Source organism: Limnobaculum zhutongyuii (assembly GCF_004295645.1).
In the GTDB taxonomy this organism is placed as follows: domain Bacteria; phylum Pseudomonadota; class Gammaproteobacteria; order Enterobacterales; family Enterobacteriaceae; genus Limnobaculum; species Limnobaculum zhutongyuii.
This window is the reverse complement of record NZ_CP034752.1, coordinates 3,467,557-3,492,734: the sequence shown is the minus strand read 5'-3', so window position 1 is coordinate 3,492,734 and position 25,178 is coordinate 3,467,557. Positions and strand designations below refer to the sequence as shown.

Annotated in this window: 20 protein-coding genes, 1 pseudogene and 1 riboswitch; of the genes and pseudogenes, 14 read left to right on the top strand and 7 right to left on the bottom strand. The window is 47.5% G+C overall.

What is annotated here, in order from left to right; genetic code table 11:
* Positions 1–96: 96 nt before the first annotated feature.
* Positions 97–717, bottom strand: a complete 621-nt coding sequence (locus EKN56_RS15525) for a TIGR04211 family SH3 domain-containing protein (RefSeq protein WP_130592622.1) — start codon at positions 715–717, stop codon at positions 97–99.
* A 208-nt stretch (positions 718–925) separates the two neighbouring features.
* On the opposite strand from EKN56_RS15525, the gene EKN56_RS15520 reads away from it, so the two are divergent.
* Together EKN56_RS15520 and glnE are read left to right on the top strand one after the other, a co-directional pair.
* Positions 926–2,218: a CYTH domain-containing protein gene (locus tag EKN56_RS15520; protein WP_130592621.1), complete on the top strand. Its 1,293-nt coding sequence runs from the start codon at positions 926–928 to the stop codon at positions 2,216–2,218.
* A 34-nt stretch (positions 2,219–2,252) separates the two neighbouring features.
* Positions 2,253–5,093: a bifunctional [glutamate--ammonia ligase]-adenylyl-L-tyrosine phosphorylase/[glutamate--ammonia-ligase] adenylyltransferase gene (glnE, locus tag EKN56_RS15515; RefSeq protein ID WP_130592620.1), complete on the top strand. Its 2,841-nt coding sequence runs from the start codon at positions 2,253–2,255 to the stop codon at positions 5,091–5,093.
* Positions 5,094–5,134: 41 nt separating this feature from the next.
* Here the strand turns inward: glnE and EKN56_RS15510 are convergent, their stop codons facing one another.
* Positions 5,135–6,067: a Kdo(2)-lipid IV(A) acyltransferase gene (locus EKN56_RS15510; protein ID WP_130592619.1), complete on the bottom strand. Its 933-nt coding sequence runs from the start codon at positions 6,065–6,067 to the stop codon at positions 5,135–5,137.
* A 145-nt stretch (positions 6,068–6,212) separates the two neighbouring features.
* On the opposite strand from EKN56_RS15510, the gene hldE reads away from it, so the two are divergent.
* Both hldE and yjeH read left to right on the top strand, forming a co-directional pair.
* Positions 6,213–7,640 (top strand): bifunctional D-glycero-beta-D-manno-heptose-7-phosphate kinase/D-glycero-beta-D-manno-heptose 1-phosphate adenylyltransferase HldE, encoded by a 1,428-nt coding sequence (gene hldE / locus EKN56_RS15505; RefSeq protein WP_130592618.1) that lies wholly within the window; start codon positions 6,213–6,215, stop codon positions 7,638–7,640.
* A 9-nt stretch (positions 7,641–7,649) separates the two neighbouring features.
* The gene (gene yjeH / locus EKN56_RS15500) at positions 7,650–8,909 is read left to right on the top strand and encodes an L-methionine/branched-chain amino acid transporter (protein ID WP_130592617.1); all 1,260 of its coding nucleotides are present in this window, start codon (positions 7,650–7,652) and stop codon (positions 8,907–8,909) included.
* Between the two features lie 55 nt (positions 8,910–8,964).
* Here the strand turns inward: yjeH and ubiK are convergent, their stop codons facing one another.
* A complete protein-coding gene (ubiK, locus tag EKN56_RS15495) occupies positions 8,965–9,216 on the bottom strand; it encodes a ubiquinone biosynthesis accessory factor UbiK (protein ID WP_130593733.1) in 252 nt (83 codons plus the stop codon).
* A 188-nt stretch (positions 9,217–9,404) separates the two neighbouring features.
* Positions 9,405–9,572: riboswitch (FMN riboswitch) on the top strand.
* 105 nt (positions 9,573–9,677) lie between these two features.
* On the opposite strand from ubiK, the gene ribB reads away from it, so the two are divergent.
* Complete coding sequence (ribB, locus tag EKN56_RS15490; protein ID WP_130592616.1) at positions 9,678–10,331, top strand: 3,4-dihydroxy-2-butanone-4-phosphate synthase; 654 nt, start codon at positions 9,678–9,680, stop codon at positions 10,329–10,331.
* A gap of 274 nt (positions 10,332–10,605) precedes the next feature.
* On the opposite strand, the pseudogene zupT reads toward ribB, so the two are convergent.
* Positions 10,606–11,366: pseudogene (zupT, locus tag EKN56_RS15485) on the bottom strand (zinc transporter ZupT).
* Between the two features lie 316 nt (positions 11,367–11,682).
* Here zupT and ygiD point away from each other — a divergent pair.
* A complete protein-coding gene (gene ygiD / locus EKN56_RS15480; RefSeq protein ID WP_130592615.1) occupies positions 11,683–12,465 on the top strand; it encodes a 4,5-DOPA-extradiol-dioxygenase in 783 nt (260 codons plus the stop codon).
* 301 nt (positions 12,466–12,766) lie between these two features.
* Here ygiD and EKN56_RS15475 read toward each other — a convergent pair whose 3' ends face one another.
* The 3 genes from EKN56_RS15475 to tolC form a co-directional block, all read right to left on the bottom strand.
* A complete protein-coding gene (locus EKN56_RS15475; protein WP_130592614.1) occupies positions 12,767–13,924 on the bottom strand; it encodes a glutathionylspermidine synthase family protein in 1,158 nt (385 codons plus the stop codon).
* Between the two features lie 12 nt (positions 13,925–13,936).
* On the bottom strand, positions 13,937–14,599 hold the full coding sequence (locus tag EKN56_RS15470; RefSeq protein ID WP_130592613.1) for a DUF1190 family protein: 663 nt from the start codon (positions 14,597–14,599) through the stop codon (positions 13,937–13,939).
* A gap of 360 nt (positions 14,600–14,959) precedes the next feature.
* Positions 14,960–16,312, bottom strand: coding sequence for an outer membrane channel protein TolC (tolC, locus tag EKN56_RS15465; protein ID WP_130592612.1), 1,353 nt, complete (start codon positions 16,310–16,312; stop codon positions 14,960–14,962).
* A 236-nt stretch (positions 16,313–16,548) separates the two neighbouring features.
* On the opposite strand from tolC, the gene nudF reads away from it, so the two are divergent.
* The 8 genes from nudF (at position 16,549) to EKN56_RS15425 (ending at position 25,160) form a co-directional block, all read left to right on the top strand.
* Positions 16,549–17,181, top strand: coding sequence for an ADP-ribose diphosphatase (nudF, locus tag EKN56_RS15460; RefSeq protein WP_130592611.1), 633 nt, complete (start codon positions 16,549–16,551; stop codon positions 17,179–17,181).
* Positions 17,182–17,290: 109 nt separating this feature from the next.
* Positions 17,291–17,629 (top strand): hypothetical protein, encoded by a 339-nt coding sequence (locus EKN56_RS15455; RefSeq protein ID WP_130592610.1) that lies wholly within the window; start codon positions 17,291–17,293, stop codon positions 17,627–17,629.
* 302 nt (positions 17,630–17,931) lie between these two features.
* The gene (locus EKN56_RS15450; RefSeq protein ID WP_130592609.1) at positions 17,932–18,357 is read left to right on the top strand and encodes a DUF1249 family protein; all 426 of its coding nucleotides are present in this window, start codon (positions 17,932–17,934) and stop codon (positions 18,355–18,357) included.
* A gap of 50 nt (positions 18,358–18,407) precedes the next feature.
* Positions 18,408–19,235 (top strand): 3',5'-cyclic-AMP phosphodiesterase, encoded by an 828-nt coding sequence (cpdA, locus tag EKN56_RS15445; protein ID WP_130592608.1) that lies wholly within the window; start codon positions 18,408–18,410, stop codon positions 19,233–19,235.
* The gene (gene yqiA / locus EKN56_RS15440; protein ID WP_130592607.1) at positions 19,235–19,816 is read left to right on the top strand and encodes an esterase YqiA; all 582 of its coding nucleotides are present in this window, start codon (positions 19,235–19,237) and stop codon (positions 19,814–19,816) included. Before cpdA ends, yqiA begins: the two co-directional genes overlap by 1 nt.
* 101 nt (positions 19,817–19,917) lie before the next feature.
* Positions 19,918–21,807: a DNA topoisomerase IV subunit B gene (gene parE, locus EKN56_RS15435; RefSeq protein WP_130592606.1), complete on the top strand. Its 1,890-nt coding sequence runs from the start codon at positions 19,918–19,920 to the stop codon at positions 21,805–21,807.
* A gap of 71 nt (positions 21,808–21,878) precedes the next feature.
* Complete coding sequence (gene parC / locus EKN56_RS15430; RefSeq protein WP_130592605.1) at positions 21,879–24,155, top strand: DNA topoisomerase IV subunit A; 2,277 nt, start codon at positions 21,879–21,881, stop codon at positions 24,153–24,155.
* Between the two features lie 264 nt (positions 24,156–24,419).
* Positions 24,420–25,160, top strand: a complete 741-nt coding sequence (locus EKN56_RS15425; RefSeq protein WP_130592604.1) for a 1-acylglycerol-3-phosphate O-acyltransferase — start codon at positions 24,420–24,422, stop codon at positions 25,158–25,160.
* The last annotated feature ends 18 nt before the right edge of the window (positions 25,161–25,178 follow it).

Below are 25,178 nucleotides of genomic sequence, written 5' to 3'. Positions count from 1 at the left end.
CCAGAAACTTCATCGATTTAAAATGATATATAAATAAAACGCCGGCCAAACAGCGCCAGCGTTGAGATATTGCTTAACAAAAGCATCCGCTACGGATTAGTTCATCCAGCGATCTTTTTTGCGGCGAGGGATCAGATAAGGCAGTAACAGACCTAAAATCAGACCAACACCGGCGACTCCACCGCCATACATAAACCATTGTTGGATAATAGTACGTTGCTTATCATCCATTTGCAGGCTAATGTCACTTACCTTTTTACGGGCATCGGCTAATTCATCTTTTAACTGCTGATTTTCCTGCTTTAAGCCATTGATAATGCCATCGCTTTTGGCCACTTTTTCCTGCATATCAGCAGTGCGTTGGTTCCAGCTATTATCAATATTAGCTAATTTATCGGTCAAATCTTTGACCTGTTGTTCAAGTGCCGGCACTCTTTCACTCAGGCTTGGCGCAGTGCTTAGTTGATCCAGTGGGATCCAGGCGGTACGGCCTTTGCTGTCCTGAATCTGACCGTATTTGGTCGTATCGTTAACGGCAAGCAGCTCAACCTTCTCGCCAGCATTAATCGTACCGGTAAGGCGATAGTTATCTGATGGACCGCCACGCAGATAGGTATTCAGATTATCAGAGATATATCTGGTATCAGCCGCAACGATAAAAGACGTCATACTCAGTGATGCGAGTAAAGCGATAGAGATTGTTCTTAAATTTAGCATTGTCAGTATTTTTTTATCTGTTCAGAAAAGTTACTTATGTAACGATAGTAGAGCCTTCGGAGAGAGTGTGCAATGTAAAACCTATGTTGCAATCCAATAAAGGGCGCAAATCAGGTAGTTTTTTACCCTGTCGATGACGTAAATTACTGCATTACTCGCATAATTATTATCATTTGTTATTGTTTGTTTTTTAACTGCGGAAACCATTATGACCGTTGAGATTGAGCTTAAATTTATTGCCACTTCTGAAGCCGTTGCTACTTTGCCTGAAGTTATATCCCGATTGAAGGCGGAGGGTGGGGAGGTCCAGCAGTTATCAAATACTTACTATGACACGGCAGAAGGCACATTGCGCCGTCATCGTATTGGCCTGCGGGTTAGGGGCTGCAATGATTCCTGGGAGATGACGCTGAAATCGGCAGGAAATACCGTTGGCGGAGTTGCTCACCGTGCCGAACATAATATTCCATTACCTTCCGGCAAGCTGGATATCGCTTTATTACCAGCCAATGTTTGGCCAACTGATATTGATGTTCCAGCCTTACAGACTCAACTACAGCCGCTATTTACCACTGATTTCAAACGTCAGAGCTGGCTGGTTAAGTTTCAACAGAGCCAGATAGAGATTGCTATCGATCAGGGGTATATCACTGCAGGGGAGGCCAGTGAAGCTATTAGCGAACTGGAGATGGAACTGAAACAGGGGAATGCTGCCGATATTTTGACGCTGGCGCAGCAGTTAACCAGCGTGAAAGGACTACGTTTAGGGAGCCAAAGTAAAGCCGCTCGGGGATATGGTTTATTAAGTGATGATACTGCCATCGTTGTTACGCCAATGGAGGTGTTAACCGTTCCTGAGCGCGCGACCGTTGAACAAGGATTGGAAGCCTCATTAGAGTGGGCCTTTGCTTACTGGCAACGTAATGAAGCCTGCTGGTTTGATGGCGCGTCACAGGCCCAGTCGGCGGTTAGCCATAGTCTGACGGCAATACGCCAAATTCTGACGCTGTTTGGCGGTATCATTCCCCGCAAAGCAACTGCTCCGTTACGTGAACGTTTAACCGAGCTGGAACAGCAGCTTGAAGTCGCTCAGGACGCGGCGGCTGTCTGTTATCAGCCAGGATATCTGCAACTGAAACTGGCACTGATGGCCTGGGTAATGAATAAGGGATGGCGCATTTTTATCGATGATAAAGGGAAACAAAAGCTGGCGGGTTCTTTTAAACGTTTCGCCGATATTATGTTGTCCCGCTGTAAGTCAGAGTTGAAAGAGGCGTTCAATAAGAAATTAACCAACGATGGCTATAACGACCAGCAGTCGCGCTTGGAACGTCAGATTATCAATTTCTATCTGCTTTCTGGCGCATATGATAAAGAGCAGTCGCTGCCTTATATTGAAGTCTGGCAGAAACTGTTTGATGCAGAGGGCGATCGTGACACATTACGTCGTAATGCCATGGAACAGCCGCTGTTCTGGTTAAACAGTTCGCAGCATGTATAACTCGTAGTCTAATTAATTTTTGTAAGGACACCCTATGTTGTCTCATTTCCCACTACTTGAAGCTCAGCGGATTAAGCGTCAGTCTGAGTTGACTGAACGTCTTGCTCAGACAATCCAGTTTAGTCCGCAGGATGGTCAGGCGTTAGCACTCAGTGACTTTGTCAGTGATGGCTTACTTCAGCATCCGGAGTGGTGGGATGAGCTGCATCAAAATCCGCCTTGTGCTGAGGATGCTGAACATTATCAACAGTGGCTTCAGGCAGTTCTGGCAGAGGTGACTGACGAAGCTAATCTGTTGCAGGTGCTGCGTCTGTTTCGTCGTAAGATGATGATTCGTATCTCCTGGGCACAAAGTTTAACGCTATGTGATACCGAACAAACCCTGAGTCAGTTAAGTATATTGGCAGAAACATTGATTATTGCCGCTCGTGACTGGCTGTATGACCTTTGCTGTCGGGAGTGGGGAACGCCGGTTAACAGCAGTGGAGCCCCACAACCATTATTTATTTTAGGCATGGGGAAACTGGGAGGCGGGGAACTTAATTTCTCATCAGATATCGACCTGATTTTTGCCTATCCGGAAAATGGTGAAACCCAGGGGGGCCGTCGCCAACTGGATAATGCTCAGTTTTTTACCCGATTGGGACAGCGGCTGATTAAAGCACTGGATCAAATTACTCAGGAAGGGTTTGTTTATCGGGTAGATATGCGTTTACGCCCCTTTGGTGACAGCGGACCATTAGTGTTCAGCTTCAGTGCTCTGGAAGATTACTATCAGGAGCAGGGGCGCGACTGGGAGCGCTATGCCATGGTGAAAGCACGAATAATGGGCGACCAGCAGGACCGCTACAGTGAAGAGCTAAAACAGATGCTGCGTCCCTTCGTCTTTCGTCGCTATATTGATTTCAGCGTTATTCAGTCATTACGTAACATGAAAGGAATGATCGCCCGGGAGGTTCGTCGCCGTGGTTTGGCGGATAACATCAAGCTGGGGGCCGGTGGTATTCGTGAAATTGAGTTTATCACACAGGTCTTCCAACTGATTCGCGGTGGGCGTGAACCCAGCCTGCAAGGGAACTCCTTACTGCCTACCCTTCAGGCTATCGCTAATCTGGAGTTATTGACTCAGGAGCAGGCCGACACGCTGGGTATCAGCTACCTCTACTTACGTCGACTGGAGAACCTGCTGCAGGCGATTGCCGATCAGCAAACGCAAACACTACCGGTGGATCCTTTAGATCAGGCTCGTCTGGTGGCGGGGATGAAGAGTGAGAGCTGGGAATCTATGTTGTCACAATTAGGGCAACATATGGCTTCCGTCAGAGAGATTTTTGCCAACCTTATTGGTGATGATACGCCTGATGTGGAAGAGGATTCCGACAATTTACGCTACAGCCCTCTATGGCTGGACGACTTGGATGCCTGCGAGCTATCTCAATTGATGCCTCAGTTGGATGAAGCGTCACGGCAACGGGTGAGAGAGCATCTGGCTGAGTTCCGTCATGATATTGATAAACGGTCGATCGGGCAGCGAGGCCGTGATGTTCTCGATAAACTAATGCCGAGGCTGTTGTCTGAAGTTTGTCAGCGCGAAGATGCTGACAGCGTTTTGCCACGCCTGACTCATTTAATTCTGAGTATTGTTACTCGCACCACCTACCTTGAGTTACTGGTGGAATACCCCTCCGCCATGACCCATCTTATCCGACTCTGTGCCGCATCACTGATGGTAGCCAGCAAGTTGGCGCACTATCCGATCCTGCTGGATGAGCTACTGGATATTAATTCTCTGTATCAGGCAGTACCGCTGAGTGCTTATCGTGATGAGCTGCGGCAGTTTTTACTGCGAGTGCCGGAAGAGGACGAAGAACAACGGCTGGAAGCATTGCGCCAGTTTAAACAGACGCATCTGTTACGTATTGCCGCGGCAGATATTGCCGGAGCACTCCCGGTGATGAAAGTAAGTGACCACTTAACCTATCTGGCGGAAGCGATAATTGAAGCTGTGGTTCAGCAGGCATGGTTCCAGATGACCGCACGCTATGGTCAGCCGTCTCATTTATACGAGCGCGAAGGCCGCGGTTTTGCTGTGGTGGCCTATGGCAAACTCGGAGGCATTGAGTTGGGCTATAGTTCCGATTTGGATCTGGTGTTTTTGGTTGATTGCCCGGAAAATGTCACGACTGATGGGGATCGTAGCATTGATGGTCGTCAGTTTTATTTACGTCTGGGCCAGCGGATTATGCACCTGTTCAGCGCGCGTATGGCCTCCGGTATTCTGTATGAGGTTGATGCACGCCTGCGGCCATCCGGGGAATCCGGCCTGCTGGTCAGTACGATTAGTGCTTTTGAAGACTATCAGCGTAATGAGGCCTGGACCTGGGAGCATCAGGCGTTAGTACGTACTCGCATTGTTTATAGCGATCCGGTATTACACAAAGAGTTTGACCATGCCCGTCATGAAATTCTGTGTCTTGAACGTGATGAACAGCAATTAAAACAAGAGGTGCGTGAGATGCGGGAAAAAATGCGCAGCCACCTCGGCAATAAAGATGCAGATTTATTTGATTTGAAAACTGATGAGGGTGGGATCACCGATATTGAGTTTATCGCTCAGTATTTAGTGTTGCGCTATGCCCATCAACAGCCTCAGCTTACCCGCTGGTCTGATAACGTCAGAATATTTGAGCTGATGGGCAACTATCAGATTATGGACGAGCAGGAGGCCATGGCGTTGACTAAAGCTTATGTCACTATGCGGGATGAGATTCATCGTCTGGCCTTACAGGATAAAGCTGGGCAAGTACCAAGCGGAAGATTTGAGCAGGAAAGAATGCAGGTTAATCAGAGCTGGCGTAAGTGGCTGGCAGAGTAAAACTTATCGCTCTTAGTGTTGATGCCGCTAAGAGCGATAGCTTATTGATATAACGATGCCTCGCCCTGTGGGCGGGTTTTAAAGCGACGGTGTAGCCACATATATTGTTCAGGGGCCAGCAGAATTTGTTGTTCAATCGCCTGATTCATAAAGGTGGCGGCTGCAACTTCATCATCCGTCGGGAAGCCTTCCAGCGGCGGCTGCACAATCAGAGTATATCCGTGATTATCATCATTTCGCTTAGGGATAAACGGCACTAATAGTGGATTAGCCATACGAACTAAAATTGAGGTACCAATAGTCGTTGCCGCTTTTTCCACTGCAAAGAACGGGGCAAATACGCTGTTTTTAGGGCCGTAATCATGGTCCGGAGCGTACCAAACCAGCTCGCCTTTTTTCAGTGAGCGAATCATGCCTTTCACATCACGACGGTCAAGCATATATTTATTGGAACGCAATCTTCCCCAGGTCTGTAACCAGTCCATCAGTTTGTTGTCGTGGGGACGATAAACCCCTACGCCAGGACGGTGCATACCAATAATCCGGGCGCCAAGCTCAAGGGTAAGAAAGTGTATACCAATCACCAATACCCCGCGTTTCTCCGGGATACCGACATTCAGATTGTCCATTCCCTGAACCTGACACCACTTTTTGACACGCCAGTTGGGCCAGAACCAGGCCATGCCGGTTTCAAATACTGCTAACCCAGTCGCTTCAAAGTTTTTGATCATCCAGGCTTCGTGTTCTGCTTCGGTCATATTTGGAAAACAAAGCTCAATGTTGCGGCGTGAGATCATCTTTCTGCGTTTCATAAAACGCATAGCAAAACGGCCTAAACCGCGCCCCAGGCTATTAATCCAGGGATAAGGCAGCAAAACGATCAGGTATAAAAAAATGATACCAGACCATAGCAGCCAGTAGCGTGGGTGTAACAGTTCTCGGCTAAATTCCGGGAGTACTTGATTTTTTGACATAACAAATCGAATTAGAAAATTATTGTCCAATAGTTTAAAAAATACATTTATCAGTTTAACGGTATTTTTATCGCATTCCTATTTTACGATGTGATTATGATAAACTGCCTAACAATATATGCTGTCCTCGTTTATGGAGTATGGGATGAAAGTCATGTTACCCGATTTTAGCCGTGCCAGCGTAATGGTTGTCGGTGATGTTATGCTCGATCGCTATTGGCATGGACCAACCAGCAGGATCTCGCCTGAGGCTCCTGTACCGGTAGTTAAAGTCAATATGGTAGAAGATCGTCCCGGAGGTGCAGCAAACGTTGCAATGAATATCGCCTCCCTGTGCGGCGTTTCTCGTTTGGTTGGTTTAACCGGCATGGATGAACCTGCACGGGTATTAAACGACAAGTTGAATGAAGTGAACGTCAAATGTGATTTTGTGACGGTGGCTTCTCACCCAACCATTACCAAACTGCGGGTGCTTTCCCGTAACCAGCAGCTATTACGCCTCGATTTTGAAGAAGGTTTTGAGAACGTAGATTCCCAACCAATTTTAGATCGTGTACAGCAAGCTCTGCCTCATTTAGGAGCTTTGGTGCTGTCTGATTATGATAAAGGTGCGCTGGTTTCGGTTCAGTCGCTGATTGCCCTGGGGCGTGAAGCAGGTGTACCGGTGCTGATCGACCCAAAAGGGACCGATTTTGAGCGCTATCGTGGCGCAACGCTGCTAACGCCTAATCTGTCTGAGTTTGAGGCGGTGGTAGGGCAGTGTAAAAGCGAAGATGAACTGGTTAGTCGGGGCATGGCGTTAATTGAGCGGTTTGAGTTTAGCGCATTGTTGATTACTCGTTCAGAAAACGGCATGACATTACTACAACCGGGCAGAGATCCTTTCCATATGCCAACTCAGGCACAGGAAGTGTATGACGTTACCGGTGCTGGTGATACGGTGATTGGTGTTCTGGCGGTGAGTCTGGCGGCGGGTCTGACGCTGGAAGAAGCCTGCTTTATGGCAAATGCCGCTGCCGGTGTGGTGGTTGGTAAACTGGGAACCTCAACGGTTTCCCCTATTGAGCTGGAAAACGCCATCCGCGGCAGAGCCGATACCGGTTTTGGCGTCATGAATGAAGAACAGCTGAAACAAGCCGTTGCCCATGCACGTCAGCGCGGTGAGAAAGTCGTGATGACCAATGGCTGCTTTGATATTTTGCATGCCGGCCACGTTTCTTATCTGGCAAATGCTCGTAAACTGGGGGATCGCCTGATTGTGGCGGTTAACAGTGACGCTTCTACTCGCCGCTTAAAAGGGGAGACTCGTCCGGTAAACCCTCTGGCACAGCGTATGATCGTGCTGGGTGCACTGGAGTCCGTCGACTGGGTCGTTGCTTTTGAAGAAGATACGCCTCAGCGGCTGATTGCCGATACTCTTCCCGATCTGCTGGTGAAAGGCGGTGACTATAAGCCAGAAGATATTGCCGGCAGTAAAGAAGTTTGGGCAGCCGGTGGTGATGTGCGCGTTCTGAACTTTGAAGATGGTTGTTCAACCAGCAATATTATTAAAACGATTATGGAACGCGGATAATTAGCCTCAATGAGTGGATTAAAGCAGGAGCTGGGCTTAGTTCAGGGAGTCGGTCTACTTTCAACATCGCTGTTGGGGACCGGTGTATTTGCCGTGCCTGCACTGGCGGCGCAAATAGCTGATTCTGGCAGTCTGTGGGCCTGGCCTGTTTTAATTATTCTGGTTTTTCCTATAGCTATTGCGTTTGCCGCATTGGGGCGACATTTTCCTAATGCTGGTGGCGCTGCGCACTTTGTCAGTCTGGCCTTTGGCCCCCATATGGCCAGAGTGACCGGTTGGCTATTTTTATCGGTGATTCCGGTGGGGTTACCGGCAGCATTACAAATTGCGTCAGGTTTTTGGCAGGCAGCATTTGGACTGGAGCACTCAGGTTTGCTGTTGGTTCAGCTAGGAACGCTACTGGCTATTCTGTTTTTAGGCATGCGTAGCGCCGGTTCCAGTGCCAATGTGCAGGTGGTCATTGCAGGTCTGATTGTGGCGATGGTAGTGGCTATCTGGTGGAAAGGAGGAGTTACCCCCGGCTCCATTCAATGGCCGGCATTGAGCACATTGTCCGCCAGCCCGATGTTTAGTGCACTGGCGGTAATGTTCTGGTGTTTTGTTGGGCTGGAGGCGTTTGCCCATCTGGCAGCAGAATTCCGCAATCCGGAACGTGATTTCCCTCGAGCCTTACTCATTGGCATGCTGGTGGCGGGTGGTGTCTATTGGAGCTGTACTGCTGCGGTATTGGCATTCCATTCTTATGGCGGAGAGATGGCTGCATCGGCTTCTTTTCCATCAATTGTGGTTCAGCTATTTGGTCAACATGCATTATGGGTGGCTTGTATTATTGGTTATCTGGCTTGTTTTGCCAGTTTGAATATTTACACCCAAAGTTTTGCTCGTCTGGTGTGGTCGCAAACCTATGAGCAGAAACCAAAAGCCTGGGTAGCACAACTTTCCCGCTCTCGCTCACCCTTGAATGCACTGTCGTTAGTATTGTTATGTTGTCTGATTTCATCACTGGCGGCGGATTATTTCTCGCTGGAACTGGATGACTTGATTGTTTATGCCAATGGCATCTTTGTGTTTATCTATCTGCTTTGTATGCTGTCGGGTTGCCGCTTGCTGAAGGGAAGTTCCAGAGTGATGTCATTTATCGGCACTGTACTCTGTGTTTTATTGCTGGTGATGATTGGCTGGAAAACGCTGTATGCGGTAGTGATGTTTGCTCTGTTGTGGTTAGTATTGCCACGCAGAAAACAGACTTCAGAGGCATCTGCGGGATAATAAGATACGCATTAGCAAAGTCGGGTGGCTTCACTAATGCGTTTAAAAAGCAGGATTATTCCTGATTGCCTTTGGCTTCTAACTCTGCCAGTCGCTTTTCTAAAGCATTCAACTTTTCACGGGTTCTTAGCAGAACCTGAGTCTGAATATCAAACTCCTCGCGGCTGACCACATCCAGTTTTGCCAACTGATTTTGTAGCCCCTGGCGGATCTTCTTCTCGACTTCATCGCCCAGTTCGCGGATGCCTTTTGGCATTGACTCGTGAATTTGTTTGGCTATCTGTTCAATTTTTTTCGGGTCGATCATTGGTCTACCTTTGATGGTTGATGGCATCTTATTTAATCCCACTGATTAAGAGATAACCGCTAGTTTACTGTTTGTTTTGCAGAGTATAAACATTTGATAGCGGAGTGTCTTGGATCTGTCAACTTTCTGTGGCTAAGATTTCCCTTGTCTGTATTGCCCCTGCTATTAATAAGCGTTATAGTAGAAACGCTTATTCTCAGGGCGGGGTGGAAATCCCCACCGGCGGTAAATCATCAAGCCTGATGGCAACATGAAAGCCCGCGAGCGCTTGAGTCTGATGAAAGTCAGCGTCAAGGTCAGCAGATCCGGTGTAATTCCGGGGCCGACGGTTATAGTCCGGATGGGAGAGAGTAATGACAATGGTCGGGCATTCGCTCGCCTTACGTTATTTTAGGCTTTTTGCCTGCTTCCTAAGCTGCCCTGATTCTGGTAATCCATATTAATTAAGAGGTTATTTTACCATGAATCAGACATTACTATCCGAATTCGGTACCCCAATTGCTCGCGTTGAACTTGCGCTGGACGCATTACGCAATGGCCGTGGCGTTATGGTACTTGACGATGAAAACCGTGAAAACGAAGGCGACATGATCTTTGCCGCCGAAACCATGACCGTTGAGCAAATGGCGCTGACCATTCGCCATGGTAGTGGTATCGTTTGTCTGTGCATCAACGAACAAACCCGTGAGCAGTTGAACCTGCCGATGATGGTTCCGGCTAACTCGAGCCGTTATCAGACCGCGTTTACCGTCACTATCGAAGCGGCTGAAGGGGTGACTACTGGCGTTTCTGCTTCTGACCGTATCACGACGATTCGTGCGGCCATCGCGGATGGTGCAACGGCTAACAGCCTGCACAGCCCTGGTCACGTTTTCCCATTATGTGCCCGCACCGGTGGTGTATTAACCCGCCGTGGTCATACTGAAGCGACAATTGATTTAGTTACTCTGGCTGGCTTCAAACCCGCAGGCGTGCTTTGTGAACTTACCAACGACGACGGCAGCATGGCAAATGCACCGCAGGTTATTGAGTTTGGTAAACAACATAATATGCCGGTAGTAACGATTGAAGATCTGGTGATGTACATCGAGCAGCACGCCAGAAAAGCCAGCTGATTGCTATATTGATAATAAAAGCCGCTAATGCGGCTTTTATTATGACTGATGACAAAGTCAGATGATTCAGTTTTATGTTTGAACAGCGCCAGCGCTGGCCCGTCAGGGTGAAACACCGCAAGGTGTTTCATAACTGCCCCTAACCCGGTCAGGCCCGGAGTACTCTATAGCTAAGTGCAGACGATCTTCCGGCCGAGCACTAAGGTGATTTGGGCAATATCGTTTTTACGGCCGGAATATTCTCAGGTTCTAATAAAAAAACAAAAAGAATAAATTACCCAACAGTCCATAACTGCAACATCATCAAACTCAACCCCATTACCGACATACCACAAAGAATACCGTAGCTTGGATTGTTGTTAGGGTCGATCTCTTTGGCCAGCGGCATTAGCTCATCTACTGATAGTGCCACCATAATTCCGGCAACGGCCGACATTATCGAAGCCATAATGACCGGAGACACGTTCGGGCCAAGTAGCAAAAAGGCAAACAGGCCGCCAACAATCTCGGCAACCCCGGAAAGGCCTGCCCACAACAACGCCGTGCGTTTTGAGCCCGTTGCTGCATATACCGGACCGGCTACGGCTAAACCTTCAGGAATATTGTGAATAGCCACCGCCAGAGCAATCCCCAGACCCAGTTAGTGCTGGCGGTTACAAAGGTAGCGATGCCTTCAGGAAAGTTGTGCAGGCTAATGCCTAGGGTGAGCAAAATTGCAGTACGTCTCAGATTGCGTGTGGGCATTTTCCCCGGCGTCAGATCGTGAGCATGTTGGTGAGGCAGTATGCGATCCAACAGGAAGTAACCAAGCAGCCCAATAATAAACATGCTGTACCCCAATACCGGTGACATTCCCGGCGTATTGAGTGAGGCTGGCAGCATTTCCATCAGTGAGATTAACAGCATAATACCTGCGGCAAAGCCCAAAGCGAATGCCAGTACGCGATTCGATGGTTTTTGGCCGATAATCCCCAGAAAAGCACCTATAAAGGTAGAGCCTCCGGCAAGTACAGTAAGAATTAGTGGAACTGACATAGAACCTCTCATATGAGAATGATTATCATCTCCGATGATAGCAAACCTGACAGAAATATCGAATACACAATAGCAATTTATTTAATAGGGCGAATAAATCAGCCGTTATTCAATTTTTTTGATGATGTCTGTCAGGCTTATCCTCTTTTAAACAACAGGATAAAGATTAAGATATCACCTATCGTTACAACATATGTCCATCAGAACGAACAATTAATTTTAATCTTAAATTGACCTTCTGATGCGGTTAATCTGCCTTAGTAAATAGCATCAGCTATCAGGATAATCAACCTGATCTAAAAACAGAGGAAAAATAATGAACAGCAGCTTAATGCCCGCCCTGTTTTTGGGGCACGGTAGCCCAATGAACGTACTGGAAGAAAATATTTATACTCAGGCCTGGCAACATCTGGGGAACAGTTTGCCTCGTCCTAAAGCGATTCTTGCGGTTTCAGCCCACTGGTATACCCGTGGAACGGCGGTGACGGCGATGGAACATCCTAAAACGATTCATGATTTTGGTGGTTTTCCACAGGAGCTATTTGATACTCAGTACCCAGCTAAAGGTTCTCCTCAACTGGCGGCACGAATTCAGGCGTTACTGGCTCCGGTTCCTGTTATTGCTGATATGACTGAATGGGGATTGGATCATGGTTCATGGGGTGTATTGATAAAAATGTACCCCGATGCGGACATTCCGGTGGTTCAGTTAAGCATTGATGCCACGCAACCGGCAGCCTATCACTACCAGTTGGGACAAAAATTATCAGCTTTACGTCGTGAAGGCGTAATGATTGTTGCCAGCGGTAACGTGGTGCATAACCTGCGCATGGCAAGATGGCAGGGTAACCAGCAGCCTTTTGACTGGGCTGAACGTTTCGATAACTTTGTCCGTGATAACCTGACCTGGCAGGGAGATAATCATCCGTTGGTTAACTTTCTGGACAACCCGGATGCACATCTGGCCTGCCCGACACCAGAACACTATTTACCGTTGCTGTATGTGCTGGGGGCTCGGGAATACAACGAGCCAGTGAGCATACCGGTGGATGGTATCGTCATGGGATCATTGAGTATGTTGTCAATCAAGGTTGGATAGGTTTTGTTTTTTTGACCTTTATGAGCACTGGAATTCAGCCGACAACTGAATGAGGGTAGCACGGCTGGCATGGATGCCAGCCGAGGCGCAGCGACGTAGGGAGCGGCTCTGCGCCGGTGCGTAAGCCCGAATGAAGGCGGAGGGGAGTCGCGTAGCGACCTGGATTCGGGTGCGAAAGCGCGGGATTGTTAAGGGGGCTCGCTAGCCCCCTTGACTCGGCCACTTACATGATGGCCTATTTGAACTCGACACTATTAGTGGACGAAATTTACTCGGAATCAATGGGTTTTTATCAAACACATTAGTCTAATATAATATGCGGATAGTACCGCGAAAGATCCTGCGTTATTAAACTATGATCTTCCCGCAGGCCAATACCGCAAGGCTCATCATCGACCAGCCAGCTACCAATCAGGGTATAACTGTCGTTAAAACGCGGCAGCGGGTGGAATTGTTGAATGATCATTCCCTCTTCGCCATAAGGTCCATCGACTTTACACACTTCCTGACCATTTTCGATAATCTGAATGTTGGCCCCTTCCCGCGAGAATAGCGGTTTAGAAACGTAATGGTTCAGATTATGCGCTTCTCCGGCGAAGTAGGCCGGCAGCAGGTTTGGATGATTTGGGAACATCTCCCACAGCAAAGGTAACAGGGCCTTATTGGAGATAATGCTTTTCCATGCAGGTTCTAACCAACGCACACCGGCGTCAGCCAGCTTGGTGGAGAAGATCTCCCGGAACATAAATTCCCAGGGATAGAGTTTGAACAGATTGCTGATGACCTGATCTTCAGTATCAGTAAACTGACCTTTCTCTCCTAAGCCAATCTCTTCAATAAACATAAATTCATTGGCTAAACCTGCTTCGTTAGCGCAGTCCTGCAAATACTGTACGGTACCGCGATCCTCTTCGGTATCCTGACAGCAGGCAAAATGCAGCAGATTAAAACCATGTTGTGCTTTCAGTTCGGCGAAGCGCTCAATCAACTTATCCTGCAAACTATTAAATTGATCGGCATCGTGACGCAGATTACCGGCGTTAATCTGATCTTCCAGCCACATCCATTGGAAAAAAGCCGTTTCATACAGCGAGGTTGGCGTATCGGCATTATTCTCCAATAGCTTGGCCGGGCTTTTACCATCGTAGGCCAGATCGAGGCGAGAATAGAGTGACGGTTGCTGGGTTTTCCATGACGTACGAACAAAATCCCAGCAGTGTTTAGGAATATGGAATTTGGTTAACAGCTCTTCACTGTTAACTACTTTTTCCACCACCTGTAAGCACATCTGGTGTAGCTCTGCGGTGGTATTTTCCAGCTCTTCGATTTGTGCCAGTGAAAACTGATAGTAGGCATCTTCACACCAGTATGGCTCGCCATACATAGTGTGAAAATTAAAACCATATTCAGTCGCTACTTCACGCCAGTTTGGACGCTCGGTAATAGATTGACGAATCATTAAAAATTAACCTTAGCCACCGAATGAACGACTTTTTGTTGATGAGCTGTTGGAAGACGAACTGCTGCGTGACATGCTATTTTGCTTAGCCACTGAATCACCAAAACCACCGCGAGTAACGGTTGTAGTGGTAGCCGGCTTAGGTGCCAGAGCGCTCTTATCCACCTTCATGGTTCTGCCAGTGGTCGCATTGCCATAGCTACGGCCAGTAGAGTCAACAAATTTGCCGTTAGCCGGGCTACCTGCTGCTTTAGAAGTAAACAGCGGAGATTGGCCATAACCACCACCCATCATACGACCCATCATATAACCAGCCATCAGAGGCATCCACATGCTGCTTTGCTGTGGTTGTGCGGCCATGCCTGCCTGAGCAGGTGCTTCTGTACATTGGGCTTCACCAAATTCGGCTACGCAATCTTCCTTAGTTGCATATTTTGGTGCAGTTTTTACTGCTTCTTCCAGTGCCTGATTATAAGCAATGGTGCACTGATCGCCCATTGATGGGTTACTTTGTTTACATTCATCCGCATTCTGGAACAGGGATACGCTTTCGTCAGCCTGTTCACAGCCCGACAGCATAAATACGGCACTGATTGCCAGCGCAACAGGCGCTAAACGATAAGTACGGAAGGATTTACGAAAAGAGTCACGGTTGATGTGTTTAGTGCGTTTCATGAGTTATCAGTCCCAGAGTTAAATTCAAAAAATCGTATTGCTGCCAGTGCTGTTAATTTTCAGAAAAATGACTCATCTATGTTCATTACTTCAGGAAGGATAAAAAGAACATAAATGTGTTGGTGGTTTAGCTGAAAACGTAGAGCCAGACAGGGAAATTCCCTTTATGCATGTACCCTGTAGAATAGGCGAAATAAGCGATAAATTAAAGCAAAGAACGACGCTTTAGCCACAATTGTGGGTTCTGGCGGGAAAAGTGTGCGCTGAATCGCGATTTTGGCTAAACGGAGATAAAAAAATTCCCCCGGACTCAGAAAGCTCGGGGGAACAGAGATGCTACAACTATGGCTAATTAAAGATTTATTCTTTAACTTTAATCACTGGAATCGTTGAGCTTGGTTTGCCCAGCGTTTTGTTGAGCAAATCCAGATCGGTTTCATTTAATGTGCCCAATGCATACTTAATGTTTAACTGATTAATCAGATAATCATAACGTGCGTTAGAAAGCTGCTGCTTGGCGTTATACAGGGTAGTAGTCGCGTTTAACACATCCACGATGGTACGGGTACCCACATCATAACCTGCCTGAGTGGCTTCTAATGAGCTTTGTGCAGAAACAACGGTTTGTTTATAAGCATTCACTGAACTGATAGAAGCAGAGACGTTATTGTAAGAAGAACGTACGATCTGCACTACAGAACGGTGAGCACTTTCCAGCGCTTCGCTGGCACCAACATAATTATATTGTGCTTGCTTAACGCGGGAACTTGTTTGTCCGCCGCTGAACAGTGGGAAGCTCAGAGTAAAACCAGCAGTGGTGTTACCGTTAATGCTATCGTTTTGACCCAGCGTACTGGTACCACGATAGTCATTGTTAGACAGCCCACTTGACGCGGTAAATGCCAATGTTGGCATATGACCAGTCTGCTGTAATTTAACCTGTTCACGGGATAAATCCTGAGCCAGACGAGCGGTTAACAGGTTCAGGTTACGGCTTTCCGCTTCCTGTAGTAACGTGTTAACGTCATTCGGGCGACGAGTACTGAAACGTGCGGTATCCAGCGAACTCAGTTCCGGATAGAACATTCCGGTAATCTGGCGCAGAACTTCCAGCGAGTTTTCCAGATTGTTGCGGGCGGTCACTTCGTCCGCCAGCGTCTGGTCATATTGCGCTTGGGCGTTTTGCACGTCAGTAACAGCAACCAGACCTACGTTAAAACGTTGGCGAGCTTGGTCTAACTGGCGATAAAGAGCATCTTTCTGTGCTTCAGTAGTAGAAAGAATATCCAGACTGCGTAATACATTAAAATAAGCGGTGGCAGTATCGAGAATCAGCGTTTGTTGCTGAGCTTGATAAGAAACGTCCTGAACGCCTGCCTGTTTTTCAGTGATATTAAGCTGACGCCATAAAGACATATCAAAAATAGTTTGGCTTAATTGCAAAGTGCCACTGGTCACATCACTTTTACTGCCGCTGTTGTCACGATAGCCACGGTTAATGTTATAACCTGCATTCAAACCTAATTGAGGCAGCAGGGCACCGCGGGACTCACTAATTTTTTCGTAGGCTGCATCACGATCGGATTCTGACTTACGTAAGTCAGGGTTATTGCTTTTAGCCTGCTGGTAAACTTGCAGTAAATTTTCGGCATAGCTTGAAGTGCTCAGGCCAACCAGGCTAAGACCAATAATCAAAGGAAGCAGTTTTTTCATGGGCGATCCTTGTTGTACAGCAGTAATGTTGTTTTGACTGATTGCTACGGTCAGATATTAAATATAGTCGCAAATTCTACCAGAGTATTCCTTATAATAAAGGTAGCTTTATGTGCCATATCGGCATTATTTACAGAAAATTTACCTATTTTAGGCATTTATCTTAGGAAGCGCTCTGGTACGGCAAACTTGATAGATGCTATAAGACCACTTATCGACTAAAAGAGAAAGAAATAATGAAGTTATCTCAATCTGTACCCGTGACGCTAAGTAAGGATGATGTGGAAATTATTTCACGAAAGCCACTTTTCCGCGGTTTCTTTTCATTGACGGAATATCGTTTTCGCCACCGTCTGTTCGATGGCAGCATGAGTGGTGAAGTGGTCAGGGAGATTTTTGAACGCGGTCATGCCGGGGTCTTGTTGGCATATGATGCGGTGCGCGACACGGTAGTATTGATTGAACAAATCCGTATTGCCGCGCTGGAAACCAGCGATAGTCCCTGGCTGCTTGAGTTGGTAGCCGGCATGATTGAACCTGATGAAAATATTGAAGAAGTGGTACGTCGCGAAGCGCAAGAAGAGGCAGGTATTGTTATTGGTCGCTGTAAGCCGGTGCTCAGCTATTTAGCCAGTCCGGGGGGAACCAGCGAGCGCTCGTCCATTATGGTGGGTGAAGTTGATTCCTCTACGGCCAGCGGCATTCATGGTTTAGCCGAAGAGCATGAAGATATTCGTGTTCACGTGGTTAGTCGTGAGCAGGCTTACCGTTGGGTGGAAGAGGGAATTATTGATAATGCGGCAGCCATCATTGCATTACAGTGGTTACAACTGAATTATCAAACTTTACGTACTGAATGGCAGAATTAAAATCGGACAATCAATGATTTTATACCGCAGAGATTTTATTCTGCGGTTTCCTGTTAAATTATCCGGATGCTGCTAATATAAAAGGGATAATTATGAGAGGGGGTGTGCTGTGGCCAATAAAATTGTTGATAATATTATTAACAGCATTGAGCTAATTACCGATCCGTGGATTGATTCTGAAATTCACGATTTCTTCCATCTGGATGAGAATGTTGTTGAATTTAGCTATGAAGTCATTGATAACAAGTACTATATTGAGGTGATGTTAAAACAGCCTGATATTCATACGATTAAGATGCATTTCATGTCGTTTGTTTCGCTGATGCAGCACTCCAATTTTACGTTTTACTCCAGAAAAGCAAATGACCAAATTATCAGTTACAGGCTAATTTCTGGCGGTAGCGATATGAAAGGCTTTTATTGTGAGGTTAATTACGAACATATTTAACACATAATATTATTGTGGCTATAGGGATGTAACACCGCAGTATTTTCCGTAAATGTCATTATTATATTATGCCTGATAAACCCCAAGCATATTTAGCAACAGCCTACTTAACAACACATATAAGATTTTACCCTCCTCCTTTACTTTTCCTGACTAATTGATTCTTTATTTCTGAGTGGTTCCTGAATAATAATAGGCCGCTTAATATGAGACTACCGTATAGAATATTAGTGCTGATAAAGTTGAGCCAAAGCGAGCTATAGATTAATTTTGTATGATGAAAACACAATGGGCAGGGTGAAATGAAAAAGAAATATGTACCTGATTTTCCTGCCATGATGCGCTTAACAGAAGTCAATTATGCTCAGTTGCGTCGTCTGATCCCTCGTGATGATACGCCAGGAAGTCAGGTGGAGCTGCAGGTTGCCGGAGCGGTATATCGTATTGAAACTCTGGAATCTACCCGTTACACCTCTTATGTCTCCATTAAGCAAGTTTTTCCTAAGGTTAGCTACTGGAGTATGCCCTGCCTGAATGTAAGGCTTTACCATGACGCGTTAGTTGCAGAAGTGTGTTCCAGTCAACAGATCTTTAGATTTAAAGCAAGTTATGATTATCCTAATAAAAAATTACACCAGCGTGACGAAAAACACCAAATTAACCAATTTTTGGCGGACTGGTTGCGCTTTTGTCTGATGAAAGGAACAATGTCTGTTCCCATTTGTTAAACACTTAGAAAGCAGGAGCTTACTAACTTAAGCCTTTTGAAGGAAATCTCTTGGAAAGCCTTTTTCAACTCCCTTTAGCGCGTGGGTCTAAAGTGAGAGTTTTACAGATTACTGATACTCACTTATTTGCTGGCGCTGATGAAACACTTTTGGGTGTAAATACCCTGAAAAGTTATCAGGCAGTATTGCGTGCAGTCGCCGAAAGGGGGCACGATTACGATTTAATCGTAGCGACGGGTGATTTAGCTCAGGATCGCTCTTTTGCCGCATATGAACGTTTTACCGCAGGTATTGCAACGTTACCAGCACCTTGCGTATGGCTGCCGGGAAACCATGATTTCCAGCCGGCTATGGTTGACGCCATGGCAGCTGCACAGATTCTCCCTTCAAAACAGGTACTGCTTGGCGAAGACTGGTATGTTATTTTGCTGGATAGTCAGGTATTAGGCGTACCTCACGGCGAACTGAGTGAATATCAACTCAATTGGCTCGATCGTTCACTGACACAGTACAGCGATCGTCACGCCCTGATTTTGCTCCATCACCACCCTCACTCTTCGGGTTGTACCTGGCTGGATCAACACAGCCTGCGTAATGCCCATATGCTAGCGGAAGTGCTCGACAGACATCCTCAGGCTAAAACACTGTTATGCGGACATATCCATCAGGATCTCGATCTTGACTGGAATGGACGGCGAGTGTTGGCTTCGCCTTCTACATGCGTGCAATTTAAACCCCACTATACTAACTTTACTATTGATGACTTAGCGCCAGGCTGGCGTTATCTCGATCTCTATTCTGATGGTTCCATTGAAACTACGGTATGCCGCCTTGAAGGTGATGTATTCCGTCCTGACATGAACTCGGATGGTTATTGATGACGACTTTGCTCTATATACATGGATTTAATAGTTCGCCTCAGTCAGCTAAAGCCGTTAATTTTAAACGTTGGCTGGCGGAGCATCATCCAAATATTGAGATGCTGATTCCGCAGATACCGCCTTCTCCGGCGGAAGCGGCAGAACTACTGGAGCAAATAGTACTGGATCGTGTGGGAGAACCGTTGGGGATCGTCGGTTCCTCGTTGGGAGGGTACTATGCTACCTGGTTATCTCAGTGTTTTATGTTGCCTGCGGTAGTGGTTAACCCGGCAGTCAAACCCTTTGAGTGGCTGCAGGAATATATTGGAGAGCATCAGAATCCCTACACCGGACAGCAATATGTGATAGAGTCTCGTCACGTTTACGACCTCAAAGTCATGCAGATAGAACCGCTGGAGTCTCCGGACTTGTTGTGGCTACTGCAACAGACAGGAGATGAAGTGCTTGATTACCGTCAGGCGGTTACTTACTACACCTCTTGTCGACAAACGGTGGAGTCCGGTGGAAACCACAGTTTTGTCAGCTTTGATCACTATTTTTCCCCGATTGTTGATTTTTTAGGGCTTGCTGCGGCTTAATAAGTAGCTTCGGCCTGCCATACTATGGAAGGTTAGCCGGTTTACACCGATAATAAACAATGATCGTTTTTATGCCCTGAAACTTATCCAGAAACCAAACAATGAGCCAATCCAGTTATAACGCTGATTCCATTGAGGTGCTCAGCGGCCTTGAACCAGTACGACGCCGTCCCGGCATGTACACCGATACCTCTCGTCCGAATCATCTCGGGCAGGAAGTTATTGATAACAGCGTTGATGAAGCGTTAGCCGGTCACGCGAGTAAAATTGAAGTTATTTTGTATGAAGACCAGTCGCTGGAAGTGATCGACAACGGCCGAGGTATGCCTGTTGATATTCACCCTGAAGAAGGGGTGACGGCGATTGAGCTGATCATGTGTCGTTTACACGCTGGCGGTAAGTTCTCTAACAAAAACTACCAGTTTTCCGGCGGTCTGCATGGGGTAGGTATTTCAGTGGTGAACGCCCTGTCTACCCGAGTGGAAGTGACGGTGCGCCGCGATGCACAGGTTTACAGCATTGTATTTGAAAACGGTGACAAGGTGCAGGACCTGACGGTTATAGGAACCTGTGGTCGCCGTAATACCGGTACCAGCGTTCACTTTTGGCCGGATCCCAGTTTCTTTGACAGCCCAAGATTTTCTGTCTCCCGCATGGTGCACGTATTAAAGGCGAAAGCCGTTCTCTGCCCGGGCGTTGAGATTATCTTTACCGATAAAGTGAATGGTACCGAGCAGTGCTGGTGCTATCAGGATGGTTTAACCGATTACCTGATGGAAGCGGTTAATGGCCTGATAACCCTGCCGGAAAAACCATTTGTGGGTGCCTTTGCCGGTGATACTGAAGCCGTGGATTGGGCGCTGCTATGGCTGCCGGAAGGGGGGGAAGTACTCAGCGAAAGCTACGTTAACCTGATCCCAACCATGCAGGGCGGCACCCACGTTAATGGCCTGCGCCAGGGTTTACTGGATGCGATGCGTGAATTCTGTGAATTCCGTAATTTGCTGCCTCGCGGGGTGAAGCTTAGTGCAGAGGATATCTGGGATCGCTGTGCTTACGTGCTCTCCCTGAAAATGCAGGATCCGCAGTTTGCCGGTCAAACCAAAGAGCGTTTATCGTCTCGTCAAAGTTCTGCTTTTGTATCCGGTATTATTAAAGATGCCTTTAGCCTGTGGCTGAACCAGAACGTACAAGCGGCTGAACAGTTAGCCGAGCTGGCTATCTCCAGCGCTCAGCAGCGTATGCGGGCCGCGAAAAAGGTGGTGCGCAAAAAACTGGTCAGTGGACCTGCGTTGCCGGGCAAACTGGCCGACTGTTCATCACAAGATTTAAGCGTTACCGAGCTGTTTCTGGTGGAAGGGGATTCTGCGGGCGGCTCTGCCAAGCAAGCGCGCAGCCGTGAGTTCCAGGCGATTATGCCGCTCAAGGGTAAGATCCTGAATACCTGGGAAGTCTCTTCCGATGAGGTTCTGGCCTCTCAGGAAATTCATGACATTTCAGTCGCGATCGGTATCGACCCGGACAGTGACGACCTTAGCCAATTGCGCTATGGCAAAGTCTGTATTCTGGCGGATGCGGACTCCGATGGTTTGCATATTGCCACCCTGATTTGTGCGCTGTTTGTTCGTCATTTCCGTAAGATGGTAGAAGAGGGGCATGTCTATGTCGCGATGCCGCCGCTGTACCGCATCGACTTGGGGAAAGAGGTCTACTACGCGCTGGATGAACAGGAAAAAGAGGGCGTGCTGGAGCAGCTAAAACGCAAGAAAGGCAAACCAAACGTACAGCGTTTTAAAGGGTTGGGTGAGATGAACCCGCTACAGCTACGTGAAACCACGATGGACCCAAATACCCGTCGTTTGGTTCAGCTAACGCTCGAAGACAGCGAAACTACCATGGCCTTGATGGATATGCTGTTAGCCAAGAAACGTTCAGAAGACCGCCGCAACTGGTTACAGGAAAAAGGCGATCGTGTGGAACTTGATGTTTAATATCGGTATCTGAACCCCGTTTTTGTTTAGCCAGTGCTTTAAATGAAAACGGGAAAGGAAAGAGTAATTCTATGAGTGATATAACTCACGACGGTGTGGAACAGCAGCCGCTCCACCAGTTTACTGAGAATGCGTACCTTAACTACTCAATGTACGTCATTATGGATCGGGCATTGCCATTTATTGGCGATGGGCTGAAGCCGGTACAACGTCGTATTGTTTATGCAATGTCTGAGCTGGGGCTAAACGCCGCGGCTAAGTTTAAGAAATCGGCGCGTACCGTGGGTGACGTGCTGGGTAAATACCATCCTCACGGTGATAGTGCCTGTTATGAAGCGATGGTATTGATGGCGCAACCATTCTCCTATCGCTACCCGTTGGTAGACGGTCAGGGGAACTGGGGGGCACCGGACGATCCGAAATCGTTTGCCGCCATGCGTTATACCGAATCTCGCCTGTCTAAATATGCCGAACTGCTGTTGGGTGAGCTGGGACAGGGAACCGTAGACTACGTACCAAACTTTGACGGCACCATGCAGGAGCCGAAAATGCTGCCTGCGCGTTTGCCGAATATCCTGCTTAATGGGACAACAGGTATCGCTGTTGGTATGGCGACGGATATCCCTCCGCACAACGTACGCGAAGTGGCTAATGCAGCGGTGATGCTGTTGGATAATCCCAACGCCACGCTGGATAATCTGATGACCGAAATTCAGGGCCCGGATTATCCGACTGAAGCTGAAATCATCACTGCGCAGGATGAAATTAAGAAAATTTACCAGACCGGTAAAGGTTCGATTCGTATGCGTGCCGTATGGAAGAAAGAGGATGGCGATATTGTCATTACTGCACTTCCGCACCAAACCTCGGGCGCTAAGGTGATGGAACAGATTGCCAGCCAGATGCGAGCTAAAAAGCTGCCGATGGTGGACGATCTGCGCGATGAGTCAGACCATGAAAACCCAACCCGTCTGGTATTGGTACCGCGTTCTAACCGTATTGATTTAGAACAGGTGATGAATCATCTGTTTGCCACCACCGATCTGGAAAAAAGCTACCGGGTTAACCTGAATATGCTGGGTCTGGATGGTCGTCCGGCGGTAAAAAATCTGGTTGAGATCCTATCTGAATGGTTAGTGTTCCGCCGTGATACCGTGGTTCGTCGTCTGAATCACCGTCTGGAACGGGTACTGAAACGCCTGCATATTTTGGATGGTTTGCTGGTTGCCTTCCTGAATATCGATGAAGTGATCGAAATCATTCGTGCTGAAGATGAGCCAAAGCCGGTACTGATGCAGCGCTTTAGCATCAGTGATACCCAGGCTGAAGCGATTCTGGAACTGAAATTGCGTCATCTTGCCAAACTGGAAGAGATGAAAATCCGCGGTGAACAAGCCGAACTGGAAAAAGAGCGCGACCGTCTGCAAGGCCTGTTAAGCTCCGATCGCAAACTGAGTTCTCTGATTAAGAAAGAAATTCTGGCTGATGCAGAAACCTACGGTGACGATCGTCGTTCACCGATTGTGGTTCGCACTGAAGCTAAGGCAATGAGCGAACACGACTTTGTTCCTTCTGAGCCAGTGACTATTGTTCTTTCCGATATGGGATGGGTTCGTAGCGCCAAGGGTCATGATATTGAACCATCGGGGCTGAGTTATCGCGCCGGTGACAGCTTTAAAGCTGCTGCCCGTGGTAAGAGCAACCAGCCTGTGGTGTTTATTGACTCCACCGGGCGTAGCTATGCGCTGGATCCATTGACGTTACCGTCCGCTCGTGGGCAAGGCGAGCCGTTGACCGGCAAACTTACGCCGCCGCCGGGAGCAACGGTTGAACAGGTATTAATGCATGCTGACGATCAGAAGCTACTGATGGCCTCAGATGCCGGTTATGGCTTTATCTGTACCTTTGAAGATCTGGTCGCTCGTAACCGTAACGGTAAAGCGATGATCAGCCTGCCGGATAATGCCAAAGTGCTGACTCCGCTGGAAGTAAACAGTGAAGACGATCTACTGTTAACCATTACCGCCGCCGGCAGAATGTTGTTGTTCCCGGTAGGTGATTTACCACAGTTGTCTAAAGGTAAGGGTAACAAGATTATCTCTATTCCTTCGGCGCAGGCAGCATCGGGTGAAGATCGTATTGCTTATCTGTTTATCCTGACGGCGAAATCATCAGTGACGCTACACGTGGGTAAACGTAAGTTACAACTGCGTCCGGAAGATCTACAGAAATTCCGCGCAGAGAGAGGCCGTAAAGGAACGCTGCTACCGCGAGGGCTACAACGCATCGATAATATTGATGTTGAAACCCCTCCTTCACCAGCGGAAGAGGCTCCGGTTACGGAGTGATTTGGCTGCGGGAATGTTGATGAAAACTCAGGCTGCTCTGTTTACAGAACAGCCTGTTTTTTTCTGCAAGCGCTGTGTTCCGGCTAATGATGGGATTAAACTGTTTTAGCTCTGAATAATGAGAGATTGGTCCAGCCAAAGGGGATCTTTTGCATGACGAGCGATTGAAATAAAATTGATTCCCTCCACTTAACTTATTATTGGAATCAGTGCGTTTTCTTTATAAGTCGGTATACTTATCGGCTATAAATGAATGAGGTTTATATGTTAGTTATTCTGCGTGCTTTGATTGTTATTCCATTTTGTATTTTGGTCTGTCTGGGTGGCTCGATATATTGTCTTTTTAGTCCACGTAACCCTCGTCATTCCTATACTTTCGGTCGACTGTTTGGTCGTCTGGCACCAGTTTTTGGCTTAACCGTAGAAACACGGGTTAACCCGGAGGTTAAAGCCGACGGAAACTGTATCTATATCGCTAACCACCAGAATAATTACGATATGGTAACGGCTGCCGCAGCGGTACAACCAAGAACGGTGACGGTGGGCAAAAAGAGTCTGCTGTGGGTTCCCTTCTTTGGCCCTTTCTATTGGCTGACTGGCAATATCTTGATTGATCGCAATAATAAAACCAAATCTCGCGGTACCATTTACCAAATTATCGATCAGATGAAAAAACGGGATATCTCGGTGTGGATGTTCCCGGAAGGTACGCGCAGCAGAGGACGTGGTTTACTGCCGTTCAAAACTGGTGCCTTTCATGCAGCTATTGCTGCTGGTGTGCCGGTAGTACCAATATGTGTTTCCAGTACCAGCGGTAAAATAAAGTTGAATCGTTGGAACAATGGTCATGTGATTGTGGAGATGATGTCTCCTATTGATACCAGCGGTTATGATAAAGATCAGGTGCGCGAACTGGCGCAATACTGTCATGACGTTATGACAGAAAAGCTGGCGCAGCTGGATCAGGAAGTTGCTGAGCGTGAGGCAGCGGATCGCCAACGTTAACAGCCTTTATCACTTTTA